The sequence below is a fragment of the Nocardiopsis potens DSM 45234 genome (assembly GCF_000341105.1).
GTDB classification, from domain to species: Bacteria; Actinomycetota; Actinomycetes; order Streptosporangiales; family Streptosporangiaceae; genus Nocardiopsis_A; species Nocardiopsis_A potens.
The window spans coordinates 28,992-54,226 of record NZ_ANBB01000013.1 but is presented as its reverse complement, the minus strand read 5'-3'; the positions used below and the strand labels follow the sequence as shown (position 1 = coordinate 54,226).

At 76.1% G+C, this 25,235-nt stretch carries 23 protein-coding genes; 9 read left to right on the top strand and 14 right to left on the bottom strand.

The window, feature by feature from the left end; genetic code table 11:
- Window positions 1-79: 79 nt before the first annotated feature.
- Entirely contained in the window at window positions 80-1,435 is a 1,356-nt protein-coding gene (locus D459_RS0104680; RefSeq protein ID WP_026120057.1) for an MFS transporter, read from the bottom strand.
- A 326-nt stretch (window positions 1,436-1,761) separates the two neighbouring features.
- Between D459_RS0104680 and D459_RS0104675 the strand changes: the two genes are divergently transcribed.
- The 4 genes from D459_RS0104675 to D459_RS0104660 all read left to right on the top strand — a co-directional run bounded on the left by D459_RS0104675 (window position 1,762) and on the right by D459_RS0104660 (window position 5,259).
- On the top strand, window positions 1,762-2,760 hold the full coding sequence (locus tag D459_RS0104675; RefSeq protein WP_017591837.1) for an iron-siderophore ABC transporter substrate-binding protein: 999 nt from the start codon (window positions 1,762-1,764) through the stop codon (window positions 2,758-2,760).
- A 149-nt stretch (window positions 2,761-2,909) separates the two neighbouring features.
- The gene (locus D459_RS0104670; protein ID WP_152522893.1) at window positions 2,910-4,121 is read left to right on the top strand and encodes an FAD-dependent monooxygenase; all 1,212 of its coding nucleotides are present in this window, start codon (window positions 2,910-2,912) and stop codon (window positions 4,119-4,121) included.
- Between the two features lie 140 nt (window positions 4,122-4,261).
- Window positions 4,262-4,912, top strand: coding sequence for a CatB-related O-acetyltransferase (locus D459_RS0104665; RefSeq protein WP_017591835.1), 651 nt, complete (start codon window positions 4,262-4,264; stop codon window positions 4,910-4,912).
- A complete protein-coding gene (locus D459_RS0104660) occupies window positions 4,909-5,259 on the top strand; it encodes a hypothetical protein (RefSeq protein WP_017591834.1) in 351 nt (116 codons plus the stop codon). Before D459_RS0104665 ends, D459_RS0104660 begins: the two co-directional genes overlap by 4 nt.
- A gap of 246 nt (window positions 5,260-5,505) precedes the next feature.
- On the opposite strand, the gene D459_RS35785 is transcribed toward D459_RS0104660, so the two are convergent.
- Together D459_RS35785 and D459_RS0104650 are read right to left on the bottom strand one after the other, a co-directional pair.
- On the bottom strand, window positions 5,506-5,682 hold the full coding sequence (locus D459_RS35785) for a hypothetical protein (protein WP_017591833.1): 177 nt from the start codon (window positions 5,680-5,682) through the stop codon (window positions 5,506-5,508).
- Window positions 5,683-5,781: 99 nt separating this feature from the next.
- On the bottom strand, window positions 5,782-6,558 hold the full coding sequence (locus D459_RS0104650; protein WP_017591832.1) for an SDR family oxidoreductase: 777 nt from the start codon (window positions 6,556-6,558) through the stop codon (window positions 5,782-5,784).
- Window positions 6,559-6,648: 90 nt separating this feature from the next.
- Between D459_RS0104650 and D459_RS0104645 the strand changes: the two genes are divergently transcribed.
- Window positions 6,649-7,260 (top strand): TetR/AcrR family transcriptional regulator, encoded by a 612-nt coding sequence (locus D459_RS0104645; RefSeq protein ID WP_017591831.1) that lies wholly within the window; start codon window positions 6,649-6,651, stop codon window positions 7,258-7,260.
- Window positions 7,261-7,426: 166 nt separating this feature from the next.
- Here D459_RS0104645 and D459_RS0104640 read toward each other — a convergent pair whose 3' ends face one another.
- Window positions 7,427-7,753, bottom strand: coding sequence for a hypothetical protein (locus tag D459_RS0104640; protein WP_017591830.1), 327 nt, complete (start codon window positions 7,751-7,753; stop codon window positions 7,427-7,429).
- A gap of 230 nt (window positions 7,754-7,983) precedes the next feature.
- Here D459_RS0104640 and D459_RS36335 point away from each other — a divergent pair, with 230 nt between their 5' ends.
- Complete coding sequence (locus tag D459_RS36335) at window positions 7,984-8,937, top strand: DUF2207 domain-containing protein (RefSeq protein ID WP_081620447.1); 954 nt, start codon at window positions 7,984-7,986, stop codon at window positions 8,935-8,937.
- A 215-nt stretch (window positions 8,938-9,152) separates the two neighbouring features.
- Here D459_RS36335 and D459_RS0104630 read toward each other — a convergent pair whose 3' ends face one another.
- The 4 genes from D459_RS0104630 to D459_RS0104615 form a co-directional block, all read right to left on the bottom strand.
- Window positions 9,153-9,578 (bottom strand): hypothetical protein, encoded by a 426-nt coding sequence (locus D459_RS0104630; RefSeq protein WP_206540758.1) that lies wholly within the window; start codon window positions 9,576-9,578, stop codon window positions 9,153-9,155.
- Between the two features lie 29 nt (window positions 9,579-9,607).
- Entirely contained in the window at window positions 9,608-9,799 is a 192-nt protein-coding gene (locus D459_RS0104625) for a hypothetical protein (RefSeq protein ID WP_017591828.1), read from the bottom strand.
- Between the two features lie 95 nt (window positions 9,800-9,894).
- A complete protein-coding gene (locus D459_RS0104620) occupies window positions 9,895-10,533 on the bottom strand; it encodes a DUF3592 domain-containing protein (RefSeq protein WP_017591827.1) in 639 nt (212 codons plus the stop codon).
- Window positions 10,534-10,658: 125 nt separating this feature from the next.
- A complete protein-coding gene (locus D459_RS0104615) occupies window positions 10,659-11,693 on the bottom strand; it encodes a helix-turn-helix domain-containing protein (protein WP_026120055.1) in 1,035 nt (344 codons plus the stop codon).
- 95 nt (window positions 11,694-11,788) lie between these two features.
- Between D459_RS0104615 and D459_RS0104610 the strand changes: the two genes are divergently transcribed.
- Together D459_RS0104610 and D459_RS0104605 are read left to right on the top strand one after the other, a co-directional pair.
- Window positions 11,789-12,685 (top strand): alpha/beta hydrolase, encoded by an 897-nt coding sequence (locus tag D459_RS0104610; protein ID WP_017591825.1) that lies wholly within the window; start codon window positions 11,789-11,791, stop codon window positions 12,683-12,685.
- A gap of 70 nt (window positions 12,686-12,755) precedes the next feature.
- Window positions 12,756-13,907, top strand: coding sequence for a serine hydrolase domain-containing protein (locus tag D459_RS0104605; protein ID WP_017591824.1), 1,152 nt, complete (start codon window positions 12,756-12,758; stop codon window positions 13,905-13,907).
- 27 nt (window positions 13,908-13,934) lie between these two features.
- Here D459_RS0104605 and D459_RS0104600 read toward each other — a convergent pair whose 3' ends face one another.
- Window positions 13,935-14,222 carry a hypothetical protein gene (locus D459_RS0104600; protein WP_017591823.1) on the bottom strand — a complete coding sequence of 96 codons (288 nt, stop codon included), beginning with the start codon at window positions 14,220-14,222 and terminating at the stop codon, window positions 13,935-13,937.
- Between the two features lie 566 nt (window positions 14,223-14,788).
- On the opposite strand from D459_RS0104600, the gene D459_RS0104590 reads away from it, so the two are divergent.
- Window positions 14,789-17,842: an alpha-mannosidase gene (locus D459_RS0104590; RefSeq protein ID WP_026120054.1), complete on the top strand. Its 3,054-nt coding sequence runs from the start codon at window positions 14,789-14,791 to the stop codon at window positions 17,840-17,842.
- An 83-nt stretch (window positions 17,843-17,925) separates the two neighbouring features.
- Here the strand turns inward: D459_RS0104590 and D459_RS0104585 are convergent, their stop codons facing one another.
- The 5 genes from D459_RS0104585 to D459_RS0104565 form a co-directional block, all read right to left on the bottom strand.
- Entirely contained in the window at window positions 17,926-19,377 is a 1,452-nt protein-coding gene (locus D459_RS0104585) for an NCS2 family permease (protein WP_017591820.1), read from the bottom strand.
- 598 nt (window positions 19,378-19,975) lie between these two features.
- Entirely contained in the window at window positions 19,976-22,384 is a 2,409-nt protein-coding gene (gene pucD, locus D459_RS0104580; RefSeq protein WP_017591819.1) for a xanthine dehydrogenase subunit D, read from the bottom strand.
- The gene (locus tag D459_RS0104575; protein ID WP_017591818.1) at window positions 22,381-23,754 is read right to left on the bottom strand and encodes an 8-oxoguanine deaminase; all 1,374 of its coding nucleotides are present in this window, start codon (window positions 23,752-23,754) and stop codon (window positions 22,381-22,383) included. The genes pucD and D459_RS0104575 overlap by 4 nt, the downstream gene beginning before the upstream one ends.
- On the bottom strand, window positions 23,751-24,269 hold the full coding sequence (locus D459_RS0104570) for a (2Fe-2S)-binding protein (RefSeq protein ID WP_017591817.1): 519 nt from the start codon (window positions 24,267-24,269) through the stop codon (window positions 23,751-23,753). The genes D459_RS0104575 and D459_RS0104570 overlap by 4 nt, the downstream gene beginning before the upstream one ends.
- Window positions 24,260-25,138, bottom strand: a complete 879-nt coding sequence (locus D459_RS0104565; RefSeq protein WP_026120053.1) for an FAD binding domain-containing protein — start codon at window positions 25,136-25,138, stop codon at window positions 24,260-24,262. Before D459_RS0104565 ends, D459_RS0104570 begins: the two co-directional genes overlap by 10 nt.
- Between the last annotated feature and the right edge of the window lie 97 nt (window positions 25,139-25,235).

Below are 25,235 nucleotides of genomic sequence, written 5' to 3'. Positions count from 1 at the left end.
CTTCGGCATGTGCCCCGGGCGGGGCCGGCGTCCGCCGCCGATCGCTCATGGAGACGGCCGCGCGGCCCCGCCCGAGGGGTCAGACGGTGCGGGTGCAGGCGCACTGGCCGGCCGCGAGAGTGCCTTCCGCGGTCTGCGCCTCGTCGCCGCGCAGAGCGAGCGCCCCGGGTTCCCCGGTCTCCCCGGCCTTCCCGTCCGCTCCGGCCGCCTCGGCGGGGGCCTGCGGCCGGACGGCTCCGGCCTCGCGCTCGCGCGGCCACAGCGCCGGTGCGGCCGCGGCCCCGGTGACGGTGAGGGCGGCGAGGATCGACCACGCGAGGGTGAACCCGGTGCCCGTGCCGATCCACCCGGCGATCGGGTAGGTGACCAGCCATGCCAGGTGCGACAGGGAGAACTGGGCGGCGAAGGCCCCGGGGAGCGCGTTCGCGGGGACCGAGGCCCGGATCACCCGCCCGGTCGGGGTGATGATCAGTGCCATGCCGGCGCCGATGACCACCCACACGGCGGCGGTGACCGCCCAGGAGGCGAGGCCGGTCGCGGTCATCGCGACCGCCGCGGTCACCCCGGCGACGAGGACGCCGGCGCCGGTCGTCATCACCGCGCGGTCGGCGATCCGGTCGAGCACGCGCGGCAGGGCCAGCGCGACCAGCAGCGTCCCGCCGCCGGAGGAGGCGAGCATCCAGGCGACGTCGGCCTGCGTGCCGCCGAGCCCGTCGCGAACGTGGTTGACGGTATTGACGACCACGATCGACCCCGCCGCGGCGACCACCAGGTTCAACGCCATGACGCCCCTCAGCCGCGGGGTCGCGGCGAAGGTCGCGATCCCCGATGCGATGCGGTCCCGGGCGCTCGTGTGGGCGCTGGGGCGGGCGTCGGGGATGCGGGTCGACAGCACCAGCAGCGCGGACGCGGCGAACCCGATCGAGGTGCCGATGAACAGCCGGTCGAAGGTCATGAACGTCAGCGCGACCGCCGCGAGCACCGGGCTGAGCAGGCTCTCCATGGTGTAGGCGACCTGGGAGGCCGACAGTGCGCGGGTGTAGTCGCTCTCCTTGGTCACGATGTCGGGGATGACCGCCTGGAACGTCGGTGTGAACGCCGCCGATGCGGCCTGGAGGACGCCGATCAGGACGTAGACGTGCCAGACCTCGGTGACGAACGGCAGGGCGATCACCACCCCGGCGCGGACCGCGTCGAGCAGGGTGAGGAACGCCCGTCTGGGCAGGCGGTCGACGTAGGCGGCGGCCAGCGGCGCGATGAGGACGTACATGACCATCTTGATGGTCAGCGCGGTGCCGAGGACCGCGCCGGCAGCGGGGCCGGCGAGCTCGTAGGCGAGCAGCCCGAGGGCGACCGTCGCCAGGCCGGTGCCGAACAGCGCGATGACCTGGGCGCTGAACAGGTGGCGGTAGTCGCGGATCGCGAACAATCGCATGGTGGGGGCCTTCCTGCCGCTCGGGGTCGACTGAGGGGACCGTATACCCCCTGGGGGTATCTTGTCGAGCGGTGGATGCCCGCGGCGGGCGCGAGAGCGGGGGGAAGCCGACCGGGCGAGGGGACCGGGCGGACCGCGCCCGCCGGGGCGGGGAGCAGGCCATGGCCCGCCGCCGGGCCGGGCGCGGGTCTGCGCATGCTCCGGTGCGCGGTGGGGCGGGTGTCCCGGTCGGGCGGGAGGCGGTGCGTGACCGCGCCGCCCGGTTCGAGGTAAGGTTCGCCTAACCGAACCCGGGTCCCCGGTTCCCCGGCCCGACGGGAGTGCAGATGCCCCTTCCCCGTACCGCCGCCGCGCTCGCCGCCGGCGCCGCCGTCCTGACCGCCCTGGCCGGATGCGGGTCCGGGGCCGCCGGCCCGCAGGGCGCCGAGGGCGGGACGCGCACCGTCGCCGCCGCCAACGGGGAGGTCGAGGTCCCCGCCGACCCGCAGCGCGTCGTGGTGCTGTGGCGGCCGACCCTGGCGGCGGCGGTGCGGCTGGGGGCGGAGGTCGCCGGCACGGCCGGGGACCCCGGCGGCGACGGCGGGCTGGCGCCGTTCCTGCCGCCCGGCGCGGACGGCGCCGACCTGGAGATCGTCTCCGCCTCCGCCGCCGAGGACCAGGTCGACCTGGAGAAGGTCGGCGCGGTCCGGCCCGACCTGATCATCGGCGTGGACACCGAGAACGGCGCCCAGGCCGGCATGCTCCCCGAGCTGGAGGCGATCGCCCCCACCGTGCTGCTGGAGTGGACCGGGACCGAGTCCTGGCGCGGCCACCTCGCCGAGGTCGGCGAGGTCCTCGGCCGCCAGGACGAGGCGGAGCGGGCCGAGCGGGAGTACACCGACGCGGTGGCCGGGGCCCGCGCCCGCATCGAGGAGGCCGCCGGCGACCCGGCGGAGCAGGAGGTCTCCCTGCTGCGCCTGCAGAGCGCGCAGGAGGTCCGGATCGAGACCCCGGACTCCTTCTCCGGGGGGATCGCCGAGGACATCGGGCTGGCCCGACCCGAGGGGCACGCCGAGGCCGACGCCGGCCGCGACTTCATCTCCGAGAGCCACGAGAACCTGGAGCGCGCCGACGCCGACGTGCTGTTCGTGATGTCCGGCAGCGGCTACCCCGAGGCCCCCGAGACCTTCGGCGGCGGCGTCTGGTCGGAGCTGCGCGCGGTCCGGGACGAGCAGGTCTACGCCGTCGACTACGACGTTTGGGGCGCCTCCAACCACTACGCCGCGCTGCGCGTGGCCGACGAGATGGCCGCGGCCCTGACCGGGGAGTCCGACCCGGCGCTGTGACCGCCGGGCCGCCCCGGGAGGGGAGCGGCCCGCCCCGGGCGGGGAGCGGGCCGGAGGGCGGCGGCTCCCCGGGCGTCCGCTGTCAGCGCGCCGTCAGCCCCATCGGGCAGGCTGGGCGTCCAGCGCGTTCCCGACCCGAGGAGGAGCCCGTGCCGAAGGGGAGACCGTCCGTGCTCATCTCCGGGGGCGGGGTGGCCGGGCCCGCGCTCGCGTACTGGCTGGCGCGCCGCGGATACGCCCCGGTGATCGTGGAGCGCGCCCCCGGCCTGCGCGGCGCCGGGTACCGGATCGAGATCTCCTCCACCGGTACGGGGGTGCTGGACCGGATGGGCGTGCTGGAGCGGGTGCGCGCCGAGGGCGGCGGACCCCCGTCCGCGGAACTGGTCGCGGGGCCGCGCGACCGGTGCTTCTCCGCCCCGCCGGTCGGCAGGGACGCGGTGGTGATCCGGCGCGACCGGCTCGGCCGCATCCTGTACGACCGGGCCGCCGACGACGCCGAGTACCTCTTCGACGACACCGTGGCCGCGCTGCACCAGGACCCGGGCGGGGTGGACGTCGAGTTCGAAGGGCGGGCGCCGCGCCGGTTCGACCTGGTCGTCGGCGCCGACGGGCTGCACTCCGCCGTGCGCCGGCTGGTGTTCGGCGGGGGCACCGCGGACCACACCCGGTTCCTCGGCACCAACCTCGCGATCTTCACCGTCCCCAACCGCTTCGGCATGCGCGACGCCATGCGGTTCCACGTGTGGCCCTACCGGGGCTGCATGATCACCACCTTCCCGGGCAACGCCGAGGCTGAGGGCCTCTTCCTGATCCGCAGCCGCCGGCCGCTGGACATGCGCGGGATGAGCGGGGAGGAGCGGAGGCGCTTCCTGGAGCGGGTCTACGCCGGCGACGGGTGGGAGGTTCCCGGGCTGCTGCGCGACATGCGCGGGACCGACCTGCACTTCGCGCCGTCCCTGCAGGTCAGGATGGACTCCTGGAGCCGCGGCCGGGTGGTCCTCCTCGGTGACGCGGCCTACTGCCCGGACCCGATGACCGGGCAGGGCAGCGTGATGGCCCTGCTCGGGGCGGTCGCTCTGGCGGGGGAGCTGGACGCGGCCGGCGGCGACCACGCCCGGGCCTTCCCGGCCTACGAGGCGGCGGTGCGCCCGCACGCGGAGGAGGCCCAGGACATGGGACGCCGCTCGACCGGTTTCATCGCGCCGCGCACGGGCCGGACCGGGGTCCGGCTGCGGGAGTGGGCGGCGGGGGCCGTGCTGGCCGGGGTGCGGGGCGCCGCCCGGCTCGGCGTGCCCCTGGGCCCCGCTCCGGAGCCCGGCGCCGGGTTCCCGCTGGACCGCTACGCCGCCGCCCGCGGCTGAGCCCGGCCCGCCGCCGGGCGCGGAAACCCGCTGTCCGGCGGGGCGGGAGGGGAGATAAACTCCTCCGGCGCCGGGCGGCCGGCGCCGGAGGCGAGGCGCGGCCCGCCGCCGGGAAAAGGACCCGAGGAGACACCGGAAGCGTGCAGACCCCCGACCCCACCGACCCGCACCCGCTCGGCGGCGGCGACCGCCGCTGCGTCTTCATCCGCCCCACGGTCACCTCGGAGCTGCTGGAGGTCGGCGAGTACACCTACTACGACGCCTCCGAGGACGAGGGCGACTTCGAGCAGGACCGGATGCTCTACGCCTACGGCCCCGAGCGGCTGGTCATCGGCCGGTACTGCTCGATCGCGGCCGGCACCAGGTTCCTGCTCGGCGGCGAGCACGTCAGCAGCGGGCCCAGCGCCTACCCGTTCACGATCTTCCCGGGGGCGTGGCGGGAGGCCACCATGGAGGCGTTCCTGGCCAACAACCCCTCCCGCGGCGACACCGTGGTCGGCAACGACGTGTGGATCGGCCGCGACGTGACGGTCATGCCCGGGGTGCGGATCGGCGACGGGGCGATCATCGCCACCGGCAGCCTGGTCAACCGGGACGTCGCCCCCTACACCGTGGTCGGCGGGGTCCCCGCCAAGGAGATCCGGCGCCGCTTCTCCGAGGCCGACGCCGAGCGGATGTCCGCCGCCGCCTGGTGGGACTGGCCCGTCGAGGCGGTCACCGAGCACGCCGCGGCCCTGATGTCGGGCACCGTCGACGAGATCGCCGAACTCGGCCGCCGGTACCGGCCGTGACCTCTGCGCCGGGCCCGGCCGGAGCCCCACTGGAGGAGTGCGCCGAGCTCCTGGTGCACGAGGTGGAGCGGGCCGGGCCCTGCGCCGTCGAGGCGGTGGTGCGCTGCCTGCGGCGGACCGCGCGGGGCGCCCGCTTCATCCGCGTCCGCGGCCGGGAGGCCGCCGTCGACCTGCGTGTCGCGCGGATCCTCGTGTACGGGCGCGAGGCCCCCTCCCTCGACCCGGTGTGCAGCGGAAAGGTCCTCCTCCGCGGCACCGGCGGAACGTCCCTCGCCCCGGGGGACGCGATAACCGGTTCGAACCGGCCGCCCGGCCATGGCAGCATGGGGGACCGCGAGGCCGGATAGCCGGGTAAGGACATGTGCGATCGCGCTGGGCTAGTCGGGCGCGTGTCATACCAATCTCACGTGTCGCCTCGCACCCGACCGGGTGGAACGCGGGATCGGGGATGTCTCCCCGGATCCGATCGCGAGGCGCGCGTACTCGCTGGGCCGTCGAGGGGCGACCGCGTGCCCTGAGCGCCCCCGGAGGGCTCTGAACGCGCGGACCCGGCCCCCTCGCCCCGGCCGGACCCTGACACGCGGCAGCGCGGGTCACGCGAGGCTTCCCGATGCGCGGTACGGCTTTCCGCCCGCCGCCGGGATCAGGTCGCGGTAGGGCAGCACCACCACCGGGTAGGCGTCCGGCCGGGTCCCCCGCTCCACCTCGGCCATCAGTTCCGCGGCCGCGGTCGCCCCGGTACGGCCGGGGTGCCGGTGGGCCGCCGGCATGGCCGCGTCCGGCCCCGCGGGTGCGGGGCCGGACGCGGCGGCCCGGAGCCGGGCGTTCGAGTCGTCTCGGGTGGGGGCTGGCCGGCCGCCCCACCGTGTTCACACCCCGAGGAGGGCGCCGCCCGTCGCGTCGATGGTGCGGCCGGTGACCCAGCGGGCGTCGTCGGAGGCCAGGAAGGCGGCGATGCCGGAGATGTCGTCGGGGCGTCCGACGCGGCCCAGGGCGGCCAGTGAGGCGGCCCAGGACTGGGCGTCGGGGTCGTCGCGCAGCCAGCCGGCGTTGGTGTCGGTGTCGACGATGCCCGGTGCCAGGGAGTTGACGGTGATGCCGCGTGGCCCGAGGAGCTGGGCGAGGTTGAGGGTGAGGGTCTCCAGGGCGCCCTTGGTGGCCCCGTAGGCCATGATGCCCGGCATCGCCAGCCGGGCGGTGCCGCTGGAGATGTTGATGATGCGGCCGCCGTCGCGGAGGCGCTCGCGGCCCTGCTGGACGATGAACAGCGGCGCGCGGACGTTGGTGGCGAACAGGTCGTCGAACTCCTCCTCGGTGATGGTGTCCAGGTCCGGGCTGGTGCCGAGGGCGGCGTTGTTGACGAGGACGTCGACGCCGGTCCGGTCGGTGTGCTCGGCGACGGCCTTGTCGTAGGCGGCCCACAGGGCGGCGGCGTCGCCGTGGGCGCCGAGCGCGGCGGGCAGGGGGAACGCGGTACCGCCTGCGGCGGTGATGGCGGCGACGACCCGGTCGGCGGCGTCGCGGCGGTTGGCGTAGCCGACGGCGACGGTGGCGCCGTCGGCGGCCAGGCGTTCGGCGATGGCGCGGCCGATGCCTCGGCTCGCGCCGGTGACCAGTGCGTTCTTGCCTTCGAGAGGTCTGGGCATGGCGGGGTCAACCCTTCCACGATTTTTTGAGGGATCGTTCAAGAAAGACGGTAGCACGGTTTCTTGAACGATCCCTCTATAATCGGGGGCATGGCCGAGAAGACCACCCCGCGCGGCCGCCCGCGCGCCTTCGACCGCGACGCCGCCCTGGCCGCCGCAGTGCGCCTGTTCTGGGAGCGCGGCTACGAGGCGGTCTCCCTCAGCGACCTCACCGCGGCCATGGGGATCCGCACCGGCAGCCTGTACGCCGCCTTCGGCGACAAGAAGAAGCTGTTCACCGAGGCGGTGGAGGCCTACCGGCGCAGCCCCCAGGGCGACTTCGTCGGCCGCGCCCTGGCCGAGGAGGCCACCGCGCGCGCCGCGTTCGCCCGCATCCTCGACGAGGCCGCCCGCCACTACGCCGACCCCGCGCACCCGGCCGGATGCCTGGTGATCAGCGCCGCCACCAACATCACCCCGGCCGACGCCGAGATCGAAGAGCTGCTGCGCGGAATGCGCAACGCCAACGTCGAGGCCCTGGACGGCCGGCTGCGCGCCGCCCGCGCGGAGGGGGAGCTGCCGCCCGGGGCCGACCCCCGCGCGCTGGCCCGCTACTACGCCGCCGTCGTGCAGGGCATGTCCCAGCAGGCCCGCGACGGCGCCGACGCGAAGGAGCTGGCCGCCGTCGCCCGGACCGCGATGGCGTGCTGGCCGCAGAGCTGACCGCCGGCGCCGCCGGGCAGGCCGGGGACCCGGCCGGGGACCGGGAGGTCGGGTGCGGGACCGCCTCCGGCGCGCCGGCGGCGCCGCCGTACCCGTACGGGACGAGGGCGCCCGAGCCGAACGCGGCGAAGGCCCGGCGCGGGGGCGCCGGGCCGCTCCGACCGCGTCAGGGCGCCGCCCACTCCAGCCACTCCCGCACCCTGGCAAGTTCGGTGACCCGGGCCTCCGCGACGGCGGCCTCTTCCATCATCTCCTCCCGCTCCCGCTCGCCGGCCTCCAGGTACCGGCGGCGCAGTTCCACCACCTGGGCGTAGGTCTCGGTGAAGACCGGGGTCGAGCCCTTGCGCAGGAGATAGGTGACCTGCTCCCGGTGCGGCTCGCGGCCGTCGCCGGCATCGATGCGGCGCGCCGTCGTGTACCGGCCGTCGCGGACCTCGGAGGGGTGCACGGTCTCGCCGTCGAGCGGCCCGCCGATCAGCGGAATGCGGTCCATCGCCGTCTCCTTCGCCGTCGCCTTCGCCCATCATGCTGCACGCGGCCGCGGCAGGGAGGCGGAACGGTTCGGCTCCTGCCCGCCCCAGGCGTCCGGGCCGGCCCCCGGCGCGGCGGCCCCGGGCGCCCGCGAGGGGCGTTCCCGATCCTCCGGCTCCCGGGCCCGGAGGCCGCCGGGGCCGAGGCGCCCCCGGCGGCGGCCGGCATCCGGGGATCCGGCAGGGTGGGGCCATGGTGTTCTCAGCGGGAGCGGGCGGGCGGCGGCGTGCGGTGCGCGGGGCGGCGGCGGTCGGCGCGGCGGTGCTCCTGGCAGGGGGACCGTGGGCGGCCGCGCCGGCGGCGGCCGGCGAGGGGCGGTCGGTCACCTCGTTCGACGCCGACGTCTCGGTGACCCCCGGCGGTGCGGTGCAGGTCCGCGAGGAGATCACCTACGACCTGGGCGCGGGGCACGGCGGGCAGGTCCGCCGCGACCTGCCCGGCAGCGGGAGCATCGACGGCGGCGGCACCAGGTCGTTCGAGCTGGACCGGGTGCGGGTGGAGGACTCCGGCGGGGTCGCCGCCACCGAGGTCCGGGAGGCCGGCGGGCGGACCGAGGTCCGCATCGGCCGGCCCGGCGCGGACCCCGAGCTGAAGGGCGAGAAGACCTTCGTCATCGCCTACGAGTACGGCGGCCTGCTGACCCTGGACGGCCGGGAGCGGCCGCGGCTGTTCCAGGACGTCATCGGGGACGGCTGGACGGTCCCGGTGGAGTCGGTGCGCGTCCGGGTGGCCATGCCCGGCGGTATCGAGACCGCCCGCTGCTACGCGGGCGCGCCCGGCTCCCGAGCCGGATGCACGGACGTGCGGCGGGACGGGGACCGGGCGGTGTTCACCCAGGACCGCGTCGAACCGGGGCAGGCCTTCAGCGTCGATGTGACCGGCCGGGCCGGTGAGATCGCCGTGGCCGGGGACCCCGGGCCCGCGGACTCCGGCGGGCCGGGCACGGGCGGGATCGTGGCCGCCGCCGTGGTCACCGCGGCAGTCTTCCTGGTGCTGGGGGCGATCGGGATGAACCTCGAAGCGCGCGCGGTGAAGGAGCGGGGCGGCAGCGGCGGAACCCGCTCCAGGGGCGGCATGGGCGGAGGCGGAGCCGGCGGCGGTGGCGGGGGAGCCGGTGGCGGCGGCGGTGGCGGCGGAGGCGGCTGACCTCCCGGCCGATGCCGCCTCCGGCCCGCCCGCCGCACCGGCGCGGCTCGGTGAGGAGAGGTTCGACGGCGGACTCCGCGCCCGCGATCGTTCCGGTGCGCGGACCCTCGGGCGGTGCCGCTCACCGGGCCGAGGCGGCCGCCGGGCCGGGGAACCGGGGGCGGGCCGGAGGCGGAGGGTCCGCCGGCGCCGCCGGCCGGGGCGCGCGGCGGGACTCAGCCCGCGGTCCCGTACCCGTACAGCAGCAGGAGGAGGCCGGAGAGCAGGGTGAAGCACGACAGCGCCGCCGCCGAACCCCAGCGCGGCGGACCCTTCCGGGTCCATTCGCGCCCGATCACCAGGGCGGTGCCGCCGACCGCGAGCAGGGCCCCCGCGGCGGCCGCGCCCGTGGACGCCGGGGCGGGCAGCAGGCCGGCCCGCCCGGCCGCGAGCAGCAGGAGCAGCGGCCCCGCGATGAGGAAGGGCAGCGCGGTCCACTTGCCCATGTTCTCGTCCGCGATCCGGTACACGGAGGGGTCCTCGGACAGGTACAGCACCTCGACGGAGTCCCCGACGGCGTGGTCGGGGTGCGAGGGGCCGCTGCGCAGGTAGGGGCCGGTCTTCTGGTGCAGCTCGCCGTCGAGGGTGCGGTACTCCCCCACCGGCGCGCTGTGGGGGCGGGGCCGCCCCTTCACACGGACGTCCTTCCGGTGCATCCCGACCACCGTCCCGGGGCCCGCTTCCCGCGCAGGTCGAGCCGGATCTCCTGGAGCGCCGCCTTGCCCCCCAGGAAGGCGGCCCCCGCTCCCAAGGCCCCGATCACCAGGGTCCCGAGCAGGTGCACGAGCGTGTGCGGGGAAAGGATCTGGTCCAGCTGGTTCATTCCGCTTCCTGGGGGCTCCGGTCCGCTTCCACCGCTCCGACGCGCCCCTTCCGCCCGGGGTTCCGGCGGCCCGGTTCCCGACGGCCGGATCGGGGTCAGCCCGCGACGCCGCCCCCGAGCATGAGGAGCCCGGGCAGGACGAACAGCAGCACGCACAGGCCCATCACCGTCACGGCCCGGGAGCCGCCCTCCCCGCGCCGCGCGGAGCGGAACCGGATCAGCGCGATCCCGGCGGCCAGCAGCAGGGCGCCCGCGCACGCGGTGGCGGGGGAGGCCGACGCGGGCAGCGCACCGGCCAGCGCTGCCGAGAACACCAGGAGGGACAGCCCCATGCAGAAGAAGAGCGGCCCCATCCAGGCGGCCAGGGGCTCGTCGGCGATCCGGAACACGGCCGGGTTCCGCGGCAGGTAGAGCACCTCCACGGTGTCGCCGGGGGACTGTGAGGGGCGCAGCCGGCCGCCGTACCGGTAGAAGTGGGCCTTCACGATCACGTCGCCGTCGAGCGTGCGGTACTCCACCACCGCTGCGCGGGTGGACATCCTGTACCCGTCCCCGCCGGACATCGTGCCCCCCTGCATCCCGGCCACCCTGCCGGGCACCCGCGCACCGATCAGGTCGAGCCGGAACTCCCGGAACAGCACCCCCGCCCCCGCGCAGAAGAACATCAGGCCGAAGAGGCCGAGCACCAGGGCCCCGACGGGGTCGGGCGGATCGGTGTACGCGGAGAGGACCATCCCACCTCCAGGGAAGCCGCTGCCTGTCCGCCGCTCCGACGCCGCGGCCCTCCCCGGCGGTTCCGGGGCCGGGCCCGCGCAGGCGGCCGGAACCGGCCGGAGCGGCCGCCCCTCCGGGGCGGCGCTCAGTCGTCCAGCAGCCGCCAGGCGGTGAGGGCGATCCTGGCGCGGACCAGGCCGGTGGGGTCGGTGAGGTCGATGCCCAGGGCCCGGCCGAGCTGCTCGACGCGGCGGGCGACGCTGCTGTGGTGCAGGTGCAGCAGGTCGGCGGCCCGGCGCAGGGAGCCGGCGGTGCAGTAGGCGTCCAGGGTCTCCAGGTCCTCGGGGGCGCCGGCGAGGCGGGCGACCGCCGCCACGTCGGGGTTGTCCCGCGCGGTGTCGGCGGGGACCCCGGCGAGCAGCGCCAGCGCCCCCAGGTCGCCGTGGTGGACGACCGGCCGGCGCGGGGTGGTGAAGCGCAGCGCGGTCCGCGCCTCCCGCCAGGACGGGGCGGGACCGCCGGCGGCGCCGATGCCCGCCCGCACCCCGGCCGGGAACCGGTCCCGGTCCACGGCCTGGGCCAGGATGACGCCTACGTCGCCGAGCGGGGCCGCCTTCACCGGGCGGGACGGGCAGATCAGCGCGCCGACCCGGTCGAGCGGGACCTGCGAGCGCACGGCGACGGCGCACACCGGCAGCCCGGCCGCGAACCCCAGCAGGCGCAGCGCGCGGGCCCGGGCCGCCTCGTCGCCGTCCGGGCTGACCGCCAGTTCGACCAGGGCGGGGTCGGCCATGGTGGTGCGGGCCGGGCCGTACCGCTCCACCACCGCCGCCGCGGCGAGGGCGAGCCGGTCCAGCACCAGCTCGTCGAGGGCCTTCGGCGGTGCGGGCCGCTCCAGCCACACCGTGCCGATCTCCTCCTCGTCCAGGGTGATCGGCTCCGAGACCGGTTCCGGCGGGGCGGGGGACCCGTCGGGCCGGCCGTCCGGCGCGAAGCGGACCGCCCGCCCGGTGCCGTGCAGCCGGATCCCCACCGTGCACTCGGCCAGGCCGGCCGAGGCGCGGGCCAGCGCCGGGAGGTCCGCCCGCCGCCGCATCAGCGTGTCGTAGAACATGATGACCCGGAGCGCGCCCCCGGCCTGGGAGTCCAGGTGTGACAGCCGTTCGGCCAATGCCTCCATGGCACGAGGATAGGCGCCGAACGGTGCGCGGGCGGGCCCGGAAGCCCGACGGACGGCGGATGATCCCGGGGCCGGCGGCGGCCAGGATGGCCGGTATGGATCCCGAACTCGAAGCCTTCCTCTCCCTGTTCCCCAAGGTCGACCTGGCCGACCCGGCGGCCGAGCGCGAGAGCTACGCGCGGCTGGCCACCTCGGTGCCGGCCCCCGACACCGCCGGGATGGACGTCGAGGACGCCGTGGTCCCCGCCGGCCCCGGGGTGCCGGTGCGGGTCTACCGGCCGCACGGGGCGCGGGGCGCCCTCGTCTGGCTGCACGGCGGCGGGTGGGTCATGGGCGACCTGGAGACCGAGCACCCCTGGGCCGCCCGGCTCGCCGCCGCCTCCGGGGAGGCGGTGGTCTCGGTGGCCTACCGGCTCGCCCCGGAGAACCCCTACCCGGCCGCCATGGACGACGCCTGCGCCGTGCTGGACTGGGCGGCCGGGAACGCGGTCGGCCTCGGCCTCGACCCGGGGGCGATCGCGGTCGGCGGGCACAGCGCGGGCGGGGGGATCGCCGCCGGGGCGGCGCTGCGCGCCCGCGACCGGGGCGGCCCGCCGATCCGCTTCCAGCTGCTCAACCAGCCCGCGCTCGACGACCGGCAGGAGACCTGGTCGCAGCGGAACTTCACCGACACGCCGTGGATGGACCGGGACAAGGTCGCCGCCGCGTGGCGGCACTACCTGGGCTCCGCGCCGGCCGACGCCTACGCCGCCCCCGCGCGCGCCGCCGACCTGTCCGGCCTGCCCCCGGCCTACATCGCCTCCGCGGAGCTGTGCCCCAACCGCGACGAGGACATCGCCTACGCCCAGCGCCTGCTCCAATCGGGCGTCCCGGTCGAGCTGCACCAGTGGGCCGGGACCTTCCACGGGTCGCAGGCGATCCTGTCCACCGAGGTGTCGCAGCGCCAGATCGCCGAGCTCGGCGCGGTGCTGCGCCGCGCGCTGGCCGGGTGAGGCGGAGATGCCCGCGGCAGCAGGACCGGACCCGCAGCACCGCCCGCCGACCAGGAGAGGACCGCAGGCCATGAGGAGACCGCTCGACCCTGAGGAGCTGGAGGACGCGCTGGCGGCGGTGCACCGCGCCGGCATGCCGGGGGTCTTCGCCGAGGTGCGCGACGGGGAGAGGGTGTGGCGCGGCGCGGCCGGGTTCGCCGACGCCGAGGCGGGGCGCCCGGCCGAACCCGGCATGCGGCACCGGGTCGGCAGCATCACCAAGGCCTTCACCGCCGCCGCGGTGCTGCGCCAGGCCGAGCGGGGGCGGTTCGGGCTGGACGACCCGATCGGCCGGCACCTGCCGCACCTGGTGCCGGGGGAGCGGGGGGAGGCGATCACGGTCCGGATGCTGCTCGACCACACCAGCGGCCTCCCGGACTACATCCCCTGCGCGTTCCCGTCCCTCAAGGGGTTCCCGGCGCCGGCGCGGATGCGGCCGGAGAGCCTGGGCCACAACCGGTTCCGGCGGTTCGGCGCGGACGAGCTGATCGGCATGGGCGTCGCCGCCCCCGCCGCCGGCGCCCCGGGCGGGACGCCGGGGGCCTACTCCAACACCAACTACCGGCTCCTCGGCCGGCTGCTGGAGCGGGTCACCGGGGACACCGCCGAGGAGTGCATCACCCGGGACGCCATCGAACCCGCCGGGCTCGGCGACACCGCCTTCCCGGCGTCCCCGCGCATCGAGGGGCCGCACCCGCGGATGTACGAGTCGTGGTTCGGCCTGCTCGACCCGCCGCGCGACCACAGCGTCTACGACATGTCCTGGGTGGGGCCGGCGGCCGCCCTGGTGTCGACCACGGCCGACCTCAACGCCTTCTTCCGCGCGCTGCTCGCCGGGAAGATCGTCTCCCGCTCCTCGCTGGAGCAGATGCAGCGCACCGTCCCGGTGGTCTCCTTCGAGGGGAAGACGATCGACTACGGGCTGGGCCTGAAGCGGAGCCTGCTGCCGGGCGGCGGCACCGCCTGGGGCCACGACGGCACGGTCTGGGGCGCCGGGGCGGTCTCGATGATCAGCGCCGACGGCGAGCGGCAGATGTCGGTGGCGGTCAACCTGATGCGGTGGAACCGGCTGGACGCCGATGGGAGGCCGCTGCCCCACCCGCTCGACGGCGCCCTGGAGGACCTGTACCGGCGGGCGATGGGCGGCACCCCCGCCCCGGCCGGAGAGGCCGAGGGCCGGTGACCGCCGCCGGGCCCCGGGGGAGGGCGGTCAGGCGCCCCGGTGGCGGGCCCAGGCCACCGTGAACGGCAATGACGCGAGGATCCACAGCAGCGCCGTGCGCATCTGGTGCGTCGCCGTCTGCGAGCAGTAGTCGGGGTCGTCGTAGAACCTCTGGCTGACGTCCAGGGCCCTGCCCATGCCCACCTCGCAGGAGGGCCCCGTGCCGTACTCCTCGCCGTTCCAGGGGACCGGTCCGATCAGCAGGAACAGCGCCACCGCCCAGCAGATGAGCGCCGCGGGCGCGGAGAACCACGGCTTGCCGCGTTTTTCGTCCATTTCCACCTTTCCGTTCCGGCGGTCGCTCATTCAACCAGACCCGCGCCGGGCGGACCGGGGAGGAGAGGGGGAACGGAACCGCGCCGGGGCGGGGAGCACGGAGGGGCCCTGCGGCGATGCTCCGGCAGGGGCGGGAGGAGACGAGAAGGGGCCGCCCGGCTTCCACCCCGGTCGGCCCCGCGCCGCGCCCGTGTCTGACTCCGTGCGCCTGCCCCTGTCAGGGGGTCTCCACCCTAGGGGCCGGGAGTGACAGGCGGGGGCGTGGCGCCCTCCCCTGTGGACAGGGGCGGGCGGGCCGGATCCGGCCCGCCCGCCCGGGTGCCCGCCGCCCCGCCGGCGCCCTGCGGAACCGCTGCCGCCGCCGGGCCGCAGGGGAGGAACGGGGCGGGCGGGGGAAGGAGCACACCGATGGCCGCTCCCTCCCGCCGGGCCCCTCCCGGCCGCCCCCGCCGCCGCGGGCCGGCCGGGGACCCGCGCCGCCGGGCGCGGCCGACCGCGCCCCGCCCCGGCGGAGGCGCGCCGCCGGTGACCGAGGACCGCGACGGGCCCTGATGGGAGAGGTGGACATGCACGACGACCGCACACAGGTGGAGGACCGGGTCGCCCGGGTCCTGGAGGAGCGGATCCGCCCCGCCGTGCACCCGGAGCGGGTGCCGATGGAGATCGCCCGCTGGGACGCCCCGGGCGAACCGGTCCCGGTCGCCGAGGGGCTGGCCGCGCCCTACCGCCCGGCCGAGGCGGGCGAGGAGTGGGGCCCGCCGTGGGGCACCACCTGGTTCCGGATCCGCGGCGAGGTCCCCGGCGCCTGGGCCGGGCGCACCGTGGAGGCCCTGGTCGACCTGGGCTTCGACGAGCGGATGCCCGGCTTCCAGTGCGAGGGCCTGGCCTACACCGCCGGCGGCGCGGCGGTGAAGGGCCTCAGCCCGCGCAACCACTGGCTGCGGGTGGGCGCGCCGGCGGCCGGCGGGCAGCGGGCGGAGTACTTCGTGGAGGCCGCCGCCAACCCGGTGGTGCTGGGCGCCCCGCCGTTCCGCCCCACCGAGCTGGGCGACGCCGCCACCGCCCCCGAGCGGCCGCTGTACCGGGTGCGCGGCGTCGACCTGGCGCTGTTCGACCCCGAGGTGTGGGAGCTGGTGCACGACATCGAGGTGCTGGACCAGCTGATGCGGGAGCTGCCGGCCGACTCGGCCCGCCGCTGGCAGGCGGTGCGCGCGCTGGAGCGCGCCCTGGACGCCGTCGACCTGCAGGACGTCGGCGGCACCGCGGGGCGGGCCCGGGAGGCCCTCGCGCCGGCGCTGGCCGCCCCGGCCGAGGCCAGCGCGCACCGGGTCTCCGCGGTGGGCCACGCCCACATCGACTCGGCCTGGCTGTGGCCGCTGCGCGAGACGGTGCGCAAGGTGGCGCGCACCGCGGCCAACGTCACCGCGCTGATGGACGACCACCCGGGCCTGGTCTTCGCGATGTCCCAGGCCCAGCAGCTGGAGTGGATCAAGGAGCACCGCCCCGAGGTCTACGCCCGGGTCAAGGAGAAGGCGGCCGAGGGCCGGTTCGTGCCGGTGGGCGGCATGTGGGTGGAGGCCGACACCAACATGCCCGGCGGAGAGGCGATGGCCCGCCAGTTCGTGTTCGGCAAGCGGTTCTTCGCCGAGGAGTTCGGGGTGGACACCCCCGAGGTGTGGCTGCCCGACTCCTTCGGCTACTCCGCGGCGCTGCCGCAGATCGTCCGGCTGGCCGGGGCGCGCTGGTTCCTCACCCAGAAGATCTCCTGGAACCGCACCAACCCGTTCCCGCACCACTCCTTCCAGTGGGAGGGCATCGACGGCACCCGGGTCTTCACCCACTTCCCGCCGGCCGACACCTACAACTCCGAGCTGGCCGGCCGGGAGCTGGCGCACGCGGCCCGCAACTTCCGGGACAAGGGCGCGGCCACCCGGTCCCTGGTGCCGTTCGGGTGGGGCGACGGCGGCGGCGGGCCCACCCGGGAGATGCTGGGCCGCGCCGACCGCCTGGCCGACCTGGAGGGCTCGCCGAGGGTGCGGCTGGAGCGGCCCGCGGAGTTCTTCGCCGCCGCGGAGGAGGAGTACCCGCAGGCGCCGGTCTGGGCCGGCGAGCTCTACCTGGAGCTGCACCGCGGCACCTACACCAGCCAGGCCCGCACCAAGCAGGGCAACCGGCGCAGCGAGCACCTGCTGCGCGAGGCGGAGCTGTGGGCGGCGACCGCGGCGGTGCGCACCGGCGCCGCCTACCCCTACGACCGGCTGGAGCGGATCTGGAAGCAGGTGCTGCTGCACCAGTTCCACGACATCCTGCCGGGCACCTCGATCGCCTGGGTGCACCGGGAGGCCGCCGAGACCTACGCCGGCCTCGCCGCGGAGCTGGAGGAGGTGATCGGCGACGCCCAGCGGGCCCTGGCGGCGGGCGCCGGGCGGGGGAGCGCGGACCAGGGCGCGGAGCTGGTGTTCAACGCGGCCCCGCACGCCCGCGGCGGGGTGCCGGCGCTGGGCGCGGCCCCCGCCGCCGGGCCCGGCCCGCAGGTGCGGCACACCCGGGACGGCGGCGCGCACGTGCTGGACAACGGGGTGCTGCGGGTGGCCGTCGACGCCGGCGGGCTGCTCGCCTCGGTGTACGACCTGGCCGCCGGCCGGGAGGCGCTGGCCCCGGGCGAGCGCGGCAACCTGCTCCAGATCCACCCGGACTTCCCGAACATGTGGGACGCCTGGGACGTGGACTCCTTCTACCGCAACACCGTGCGCGACCTGGACGGAGCCGAGGAGGTCGCGGTGGAGGACGCCGGGGGCGGCGGCGTCGCGGTCCGGGCCCGCCGCCGCTTCGGGGACTCCACCGCGGTGCAGTGGACGGTGCTGCGGCCCGGCGCCGCCCGGGTGGATCTGGTCACCGAGGTGGACTGGCGGGAGTCGGAGAAGTTCCTCAAGGCCGCCTTCCCGCTGGACGTGCGCGCCGAGGACGCCGCCTCGGAGATCCAGTTCGGGCACGTGCGCCGCCCGGTGCACACCAACACCTCCTGGGACGCGGCCCGGTTCGAGACGTGCGCGCACCGCTGGATCCGGGTGGCCGAGCCCGACTACGGCCACGCCCTGGTCAACGACTCCACCTACGGCCACGACGTGTCCCGGCGGGTGCGCCCGGACGGCGGCACCACCACCGCGGTCCGGCTGTCGCTGCTGCGCGCGCCGCGCTTCCCCGACCCGCGCACCGACCACGGCGTCCACCGGTTCGGCTACGCCCTGGTGCCCGGCGCGGAGACGGTGGACGCGGCGCGCGAGGGCTACCGGATCAACCTGCCCGAGCGGCGGGTGCCGGGGAGCGGGTCGGTGCCGCCGCTGGTGGAGGCCGACCACCCGGGGGCGGTGGTGGAGGCGGTCAAGCTCGCCGAGGACCGCTCGGGCGACGTGGTGGTGCGGCTGTACGAGGCGCGCGGCGCCCGCGCCCGGGTGCGGGTCGGCTTCGGCTTCCCGGCCGGCGCGGCGTCCCGGGTCGACCTGCTGGAGCGCCCGCTGGACTCGGCCCCGCCCCCGGCGGCCGAGGAGGGCGCGGTCCGGCTGGAGCTGCGCCCGTTCGAGATCGCCACGCTGCGGGTGGAGCGCCGCGGCCGGCCGTAATACCCCGGTGCGCAGCGGCGGTGCCCGCGTCCGGGAGGGGACGCGGGCACCGCCGCTGCGAGGGGGACGGGGGCGGGGAGGGGTCAGATCCCGAGTATCCGCTCGATCCCGGCCAGGCCGAAGTCGATGAGGAACACCCCGGTCAGGATCCACATCAGCCAGCCGACCTCGCGGAACCGGCCCATCGCCGTCTTGATGACGGTGTAGGAGATGATGCCGGCGCCGATGCCGGTGGCGATGTCGTAGGTGAACGGCATCAGCGCGATGGTGAGGAACGCCGGGACCGCGATCGAGATGTCGTCCCAGTCGATGGCCTTGACGCCCATCATCATCATGGCGCCCACCAGCACCAGCGCGCAGGACGCCGCCTGGCCGGGGACCATGCCGAAGACCGGGGAGAACAGGATCGCCAGCAGGAACAGGCCGCCGGTGACCACGCTGGCCAGGCCGGTGCGGGCGCCCTCGGTGACGCCGGCCGTGGACTCCACGAACACCAGGGTGGCCGAGGAGCTGGTCAGGCCGCCGGTGACGGCGCCGGTGCCGTCCATGGCCAGGATCTGGTTGGTGCGCGGCATCTGGCCCTTGTCGTCGGTCAGGCCGGCCTTGTTGCCCACCGCCAGGATGGTGCCCAGGGCGTCGAAGAAGCCGGCCAGCACCAGGGTGAACAGGATGACCGCGCTGCTGGCCACCCCGGCCTGGGTCCAGGCGCCGAACAGGTCGATCTGGAAGAGCAGGCTGAAGTCGGGGGCGACGAACAGGGTGTCCGGCAGCCGGGGCACCGAGTCGCCCCAGGTCTCGTCGGGGATGCGGAAGGCGTAGGTGACGGCGATGGCGATCACCGTGGCGGTGAGGATGCCGTAGAAGATCGCGCCGGGCACCTTGCGGGCCAGCAGGATCGCGGCGACCAGCAGGCCGATGACGAACACCACCACGGGCCAGCCGGACAGGTGCCCGGTGGTGCCCAGCTGGAGCAGGCTGCCCTCGCCGGCGCTGACGAACCCGGCGTTCTTCAGGCCGATCAGCGCGACGAACATGCCGATGCCCACGCCGATGGCGAGCTTGAGGTTGTGCGGGATCGCGTTCATCACCGCGGTGCGCACCCCGGTGACCACCATCACGATGATCGCGATGCCCTGCCAGACCACCAGGCCCATCGCCTGCGGCCAGGTCATCAGCGGCACCGCCTGGTAGGCGACCACGGCCATCACGCCGAGCGCGGCCGCCAGGGCGATGGGGGCCCGCCCCACCACCCCCATGAGGATGGTGGCGATGCCCGCGGACAGCGCCGTCATGGTGGTCAGCTGGGCGAAGGTCGGCGCGTAGCCGTTGATGTCCTGCGCGCCGCTGAGCACGATCGGGTTGAGGACGATGATGTAGGCCATCGCCATGAAGGTGGTCAGGCCACCGCGGATCTCCTGCCCGTAGCTGGAGCCGCGCTCGGTGACGAAGAAGAACCGGTCGAGCCAGGATCGAGCGGTTCCGGAGGCCTGGGCCGGCTGCTCCGGCCCGGACCCCTTCGCGTCGAGTTGAGTCATGTCTGCCCCTCCTGGAGGGATTCGGAGCCGGGCTTGCCCTGCCCGGTCACCGGTAGTGGGGGGATCGTTACCTTGCGTATCGATCTTTGGCAAGGCCCGTCATGGCCGTGCCGCAGCGGGCCGGTCCATGGGGGCCGGTCCGGAGCCGGTGTACCTTACCGGCGGCCCGCGCCGCGGTGCGCGGCGGGGCGGTGCGGGCACCCGGGGGTGTCCCGGTGCCCGGCGCCCTGGTTCCTCCTGGGTCCGGAGGGGTCGATGCGGTATGGCTGCCCGCCCCGGCGACCGAGGGCGCCGGCGGACCGGGGCGGGCAGGTCTGCGACCCGCAGGGTCTCCGCTGAGGGTGGTGGCGGGAGACGGGCGGGCGGTTCTTCGCCCCGCGGTCTCCCCCGCGCAGGGGGAGGAGCGGGTGGTCCTGTGTCCCGCGGGGCCTCCTCCGGAGGCCCCGCGGGGCGGCGGACGGGGGGCCGGGCACGCGCTCCCGGCCGCCCCGGTCCGCCGGGGGCGGAGTGTGGAGGAGGGGAACACCGGGCCGACCGAGCCCGGGGCCGAAGCCCCCGGGCGCCGCACCGGCCGGCCCGCTCCACCGCCGCCCCCGCATCACGGCCGCCGCGGCCCGATCCCCGCGATGTCCTCCGGGCGGACCGGAGCGCGGGTGAGCGGGCGGCCGGTGGCATGGCGCACCGCGGCGACGATCGCCGGGGTGGAGGAGAGCGTCGGGGGCTCGCCCGCCCCGCGCAGCCCGTAGGGCGAGTGCGGGTCGGGGTGCTCCAGCACGTCGATGCGCATCGGCGGGGTGTCCAGGATGGTGGGGATCAGGTAGTCGGTGAACGACGGGTTCTTGATCCGGCCCTCCTCGACCTGGATCTCCTCCATCAGCGCCAGCCCCAGGCCCTGGGCGGCGCCGCCCTGGATCTGCCCGGCGAGCTGCTGCGGGTGCAGGGCCTTGCCGACGTCCTGCACCGCGTCCAGCGCCACCACCTTCACCAGGCCCAGCTCCAGGTCGACGTCGACCACGGCGCGGTGCACGCACATCCCGAACTGGGTGTGCGAGGAGCCCTGCCCCCGGGTCGGGTCGAGCATCTCGGTGGGCCGGTGGCGGTACTCCCGGGTCTCCTCGACGGCGGCGCCCCCGAGCAGCTCGGCCAGGGAGGCCAGCACCCCCTCGGAGGCGGAGACCAGCTTCCCGCCGGCCAGGGACAGCCCTTCGCCGGAGTGCCCGGCGGGGATCGTCCCGCGCTCCCGCGCCAGCGCGAACACCCGGTCGCGGACCGCCTCGCAGGCGGTCTTCACCGCGCCGCCGGTCATGTAGCTCTGCCGGGACGCAGAGGAGGAGCCGGCCGAGCCCACCCGGGTGTCGGCGGGGAGGACGGTCACCCGCTCCACGCCCAGCTCGGTGCGGGCGATCTGGCCCTGGACGGTGACCAGGCCCTGGCCGACCTCGGCGGCGGCGGTGTGCACCGTCACCGCGGGCTCGCCGCCGACGGCCTCCAGCCGCACCCGCGCGGTGGAGTGGTCGTCGAACCCCTCCGAGTAGCACAGGTTCTTCAGGCCGACGCCGTAGCCGACCCCGCGCACCACGCCCTCGCCGTGCGTGGTGTTGCCCGTGCCGCCGGGCAGGGTGCGCAGGTCCGACGGGTCCTCCAGCTCCTCGCGGGCGGGCGGCATCGGCATGTCCCGGCAGCGCCGGAGCATCTCCGCCATGGGCAGCGGCATGTCGATCTCCTGCCCGGTGATGATCCGGGACCCCTGCGACACGGCGTTCTTGATCCGCAGGTCGACCGGGTCCATGCCCAGCTCGGCGGCGAGCCGGTCCATCTGCGACTCGTAGCCGAAGCAGGCCTGCACCGCGCCGAAGCCGCGCATCGCCCCGCACGGCGGGTTGGTGGTGTACACCCCGTAGGCGTCCACCCGCGCGTTGGGCACCTCGTAGGGGCCGAGGCCCAGCGAGGAGGCGACGCCGACCACCGCCGGGGTCGCCGAGGCGTAGGCCCCGCCGTCCAGGACGATCTCCAGAGTCGCGTAGAGCAGCGTCCCGTCGCCCATCGCGCCGTGCTCGAAGCGCATCGTGGCCGGGTGCCGGTGCACGTGGCCGTAGAACGACTCCTCGCGGCCGTAGACGATCTTGACCGGCCTGCCGGTGCGCAGCGCCAGCATGCACGCGTGGATCTGCATGGACAGGTCCTCGCGAGCGCCGAACGCGCCGCCCACCCCGGCCAGGGTCAGCCGCACCTTGTCCTCGGGCAGCCCCAGGGCCGGCGCGATCTGCCGCTGGTCGACGTGGAGCCACTGGGTGGCGATGTACAGGTCCACGCCGCCGTCCTCGGCGGGCACCGCCATGCCCGACTCCGGGCCGAGGAACGCCTGGTCCTGCATGCCGACCTCGTAGTCGGCGGCGACCACGGCGCCGGCCCGGGCGCGCAGCTCCTCCACCGCGGCGCCGGAGGCGAACGCGCCGGTGCGGATCGGCTGGTGCCGGACCAGGTTGCCGCGCCGGCCGTACTCCTCGCGGGCCTCCGGCGGCTCCTCTTCGTGCACCAGCGGGCAGTCGGGGTCGAACGCGGCGGCGCGCGGGTCGGAGACCGGTTCGAGCACCTCGTAGCCGACCCTGATCCGGTCCAGCGCGCGGCGGGCGGTCTCCGGGTGGTCGGCGGCCACGACCGCCACCGGCTCGCCCCGGTAGCGCACCTTGCCGAAGGCGAGCACCGGCTGGTCCCGGTACTCCAGGCCGTAGCGCTTCTCCCCGGGCACGTCCTCGTGGGTGAGCACCGCGTACACGCCGGGCAGCGCGATCGCCCCGGTGGTGTCGATGCCCAGGATCCGGGCGTGCGGGTGGGGGCTGCGCAGCGTCATCCCCCACAGCATGTCCTCCGCCCACATGTCGGAGGAGTAGGCGAACTCGCCGGTCGCCTTGAGGGTGCCGTCCGGGCGGCGGGGGCTGGTGCCGATGCCGTCGGGGGTGCCGCTGGACAGCCCGGCCGGCGCCCGGGTGGTGCCGGGCGCGGTCACCGGGCCACCTCCTCGGCCAGTCTCCGGTGCGCGGCGCGGCCGGCCTCGGCCGCGGCCTGCTGCGGGACGGTGCGGAGCTCGTCGCGCTCCACCACGGTCCGGCCGCCGACGAGCAGGTGCTCCAGGGGCGGGACGGGGCCGAAGGCCAGCGCCACCACCGGGTCGTCGATGACGTCGTAGCCGAACCCGTCGATGCGCCACAGCGCCACGTCGGCGAGCTTGCCGGGCTCCAGCGACCCCAGCTCGGCGTGGCGGCCCAGCACCCGGGCGCCGCCCAGGGTGGCCATGTGCAGCGCCTGGCGGGCGGTGAGCGCCTGCGGGCCCTTGCGGGCGCGCGCCATCAGCAGCGCCTGGTGGATCTCGCCGGCCAGCGGGGTCAGCTCGCTGGAGGCCGGCCCGTCCACGCCCAGGCCCACCGGGACGCCGGCGGCCAGCAGCTCGGTGGTGCGGCAGATGCCCGCGCCCAGCCGGGCGTTGGAGGTGGGGCAGTGCGCGATGCCGGTGCCGGTCTCGGCGATGCGCGCGATGGCGGCGTCGGACAGGTGCACCGCGTGCGCGAACCACACGTCCTCGCCCAGCCAGCCGAGCTTCTCGGCGTACTCCACCGGGGTGCAGCCGAACTCCGCGGCGCACTTCTCCTCCTCGTCGAGGGTCTCGGCGAGGTGGGTGTGCAGCCGCACGCCCTTGTCCCGGGCCAGCTCGGCGGCGCCGCGCATCAGCTCGGCGCTGACCGAGAACGGCGAGCAGGGCGCCGCGGCGACCCTGGTCATCGAGTCGAACGCCGGGTCGTGGTGGGCGTCGACGGCCGCGGCGGTGCCGGCCAGCGCCCCGTCGGTGCTCTCCACCACCGCATCCGGCGGCAGGCCGCCCTGGGAGCGCCCGCGGTCCATGGAGCCGCGCGCCAGGTCCAGCCGGACGCCGACCGCGCGGGCCGCCTCCACCTCGGCGGCGGCGATGTCGCCCCGCCCGGAGGGGAAGATGTAGTGGTGGTCGGAGACGGTGCTGCAGCCGGACAGCGCCAGCCAGGCGGTGCCCGCGGTGGTGGTGCCGGCCACCGCCTCGGCGTCCAGCCGGTGCCAGACCTCGTAGGAGCCGACCAGCCACTCGAACAGCGTGCCGTCGGTGAACAGCCCCTGGGTGGCCCACTGGTAGAGGTGGTTGTGCGTGTTCACCAGGCCGGGGGTGGCCAGGCAGCCGCGGCCGTCGATGCGCCGCGCCCCGGGGATCGGCGGTGCCGCGCCGGAGCCGACCCGGGTGATCCGCCCGTCCTCGATGACCATGTGGCCGACCGGGTACTCGGCGCCGCCCACGGTGGCGATGTAGGCACCGTCGACGACGACGGTGCCCGCGCCGCTGGTTCCGCTGCTCATACTGCCTCCCCGGCCTCGGCGGCCTCGCGTTCGGCGGCGACCCGCACCGCGTCGATGATCTTCTCGTAGCCGGTGCACCGGCACAGGTTGCCGGCGAGCGCCTCGCGGATCTCGGCGTCGGCGGGCACGCCCCTGCCCGCGGCGGCGGTGCGCGCGATCAGGTCGTGGCTCTGCACCAGCAGGCCCGGGGTGCAGAAACCGCACTGCACCGCGCCCATCTCGACGAAGGCCTCCTGGACCGCGGCGAGGCGCCTCTCCGCCCCTTCGCCGCCCTGCTCGGCCAGGCCCTCGACGGTGCGCACGTCGCGGCCCTCGCACTGGCCGGCCGCCACCATGCAGGAGCAGGCGGTGACCCCGTCCAGGTAGACGGTGCACGAACCGCACTCGCCCTGCTCGCAGGCGTTCTTGCTGCCGGGGAGGCCGAGCCGCTCGCGCAGCACGTACAGCAGGCTCTCGCCCGCCCACACGCCGTCGGCGGAGGCCTCCTCGCCGTTGACGGTGAAGGTCACGCGCATCGGGTTCCTCCCCCCAGGCCGCCGCGGTACTCGGCCGCCGCCCAGGCGAGGGCGCGCCGCGCCATCACGCCGACGGCGTGCCTGCGGTACTCGGCGGAGCCGCGCTGGTCGTCGATGGGGCGGGTGGCCGAGGCGGCCAGCTCGCCGAAGCGGCGCACCACCGGCTCGGCCGGCGGCGCGCCGGTGTCCCAGTCGAACTCGGCGGCGAGGAACTCCTCGGCCTCCTCGGCGCGGACCGGGGTGGGCGCCACCGATCCCAGTCCGGTGCCGACCGTGCGCTTCTCCGCGTCCAGGGCCAGGGCGAAGGCGGCGACCGCGATCACCATCGCGTTGCGGGTGCCGATCTTGGAGAAGTGCTGCGGGCCGGCCGGTCGGGGCAGCAGCACCGCGGTGATCAGCTCGTCGTCCTGCCGGGCGGTCCGGCGCGGCCCGAGGTAGAAGTCGCGGGCCGGGACCCGCCGCACGCCGCGCACCGACGCCAGCTCGACCACCGCGCCGGCGGCCAGCAGCGGCGGGTGGCAGTCCCCGGCCGGGGAGGCGCCGCCGAGGTTGCCGCCGACGGTGCCCCGGTTGCGGATCTGCGGGGAGGCGACCGACCGCGAGGCCTGCGCCAGGGCGGGGGCGTGCGCGCCCGGCCCGTCGATGACCCGGGTGTAGGAGACGCCGGCCCCCAGCCGGAGGGCGCCGCCCTCCAGGCTCCACTCGCGCAGCTCGGCGATCCGGGTGAGGTCGATCAGCGCCGGGGGGCGGCTCCGGTCGAAGTTCAGGTCGACCATGACGTCGGTGCCGCCCATGATGGGCACCCCGGCGGGGCGCTCGCTCTTGGCGGCGAGCGCTTCCTCCAAGGTGGAAGGGCGCAAAAAGTCCATGCTCGTCCTCGTCGCTGGCCCGGTGCGGAGCGGGTCCGGTGCGGAGCGGGTCCGCCTCGCCCGTGTGGTCTACGCCGTGCGTGTATGTGAAGTAGAC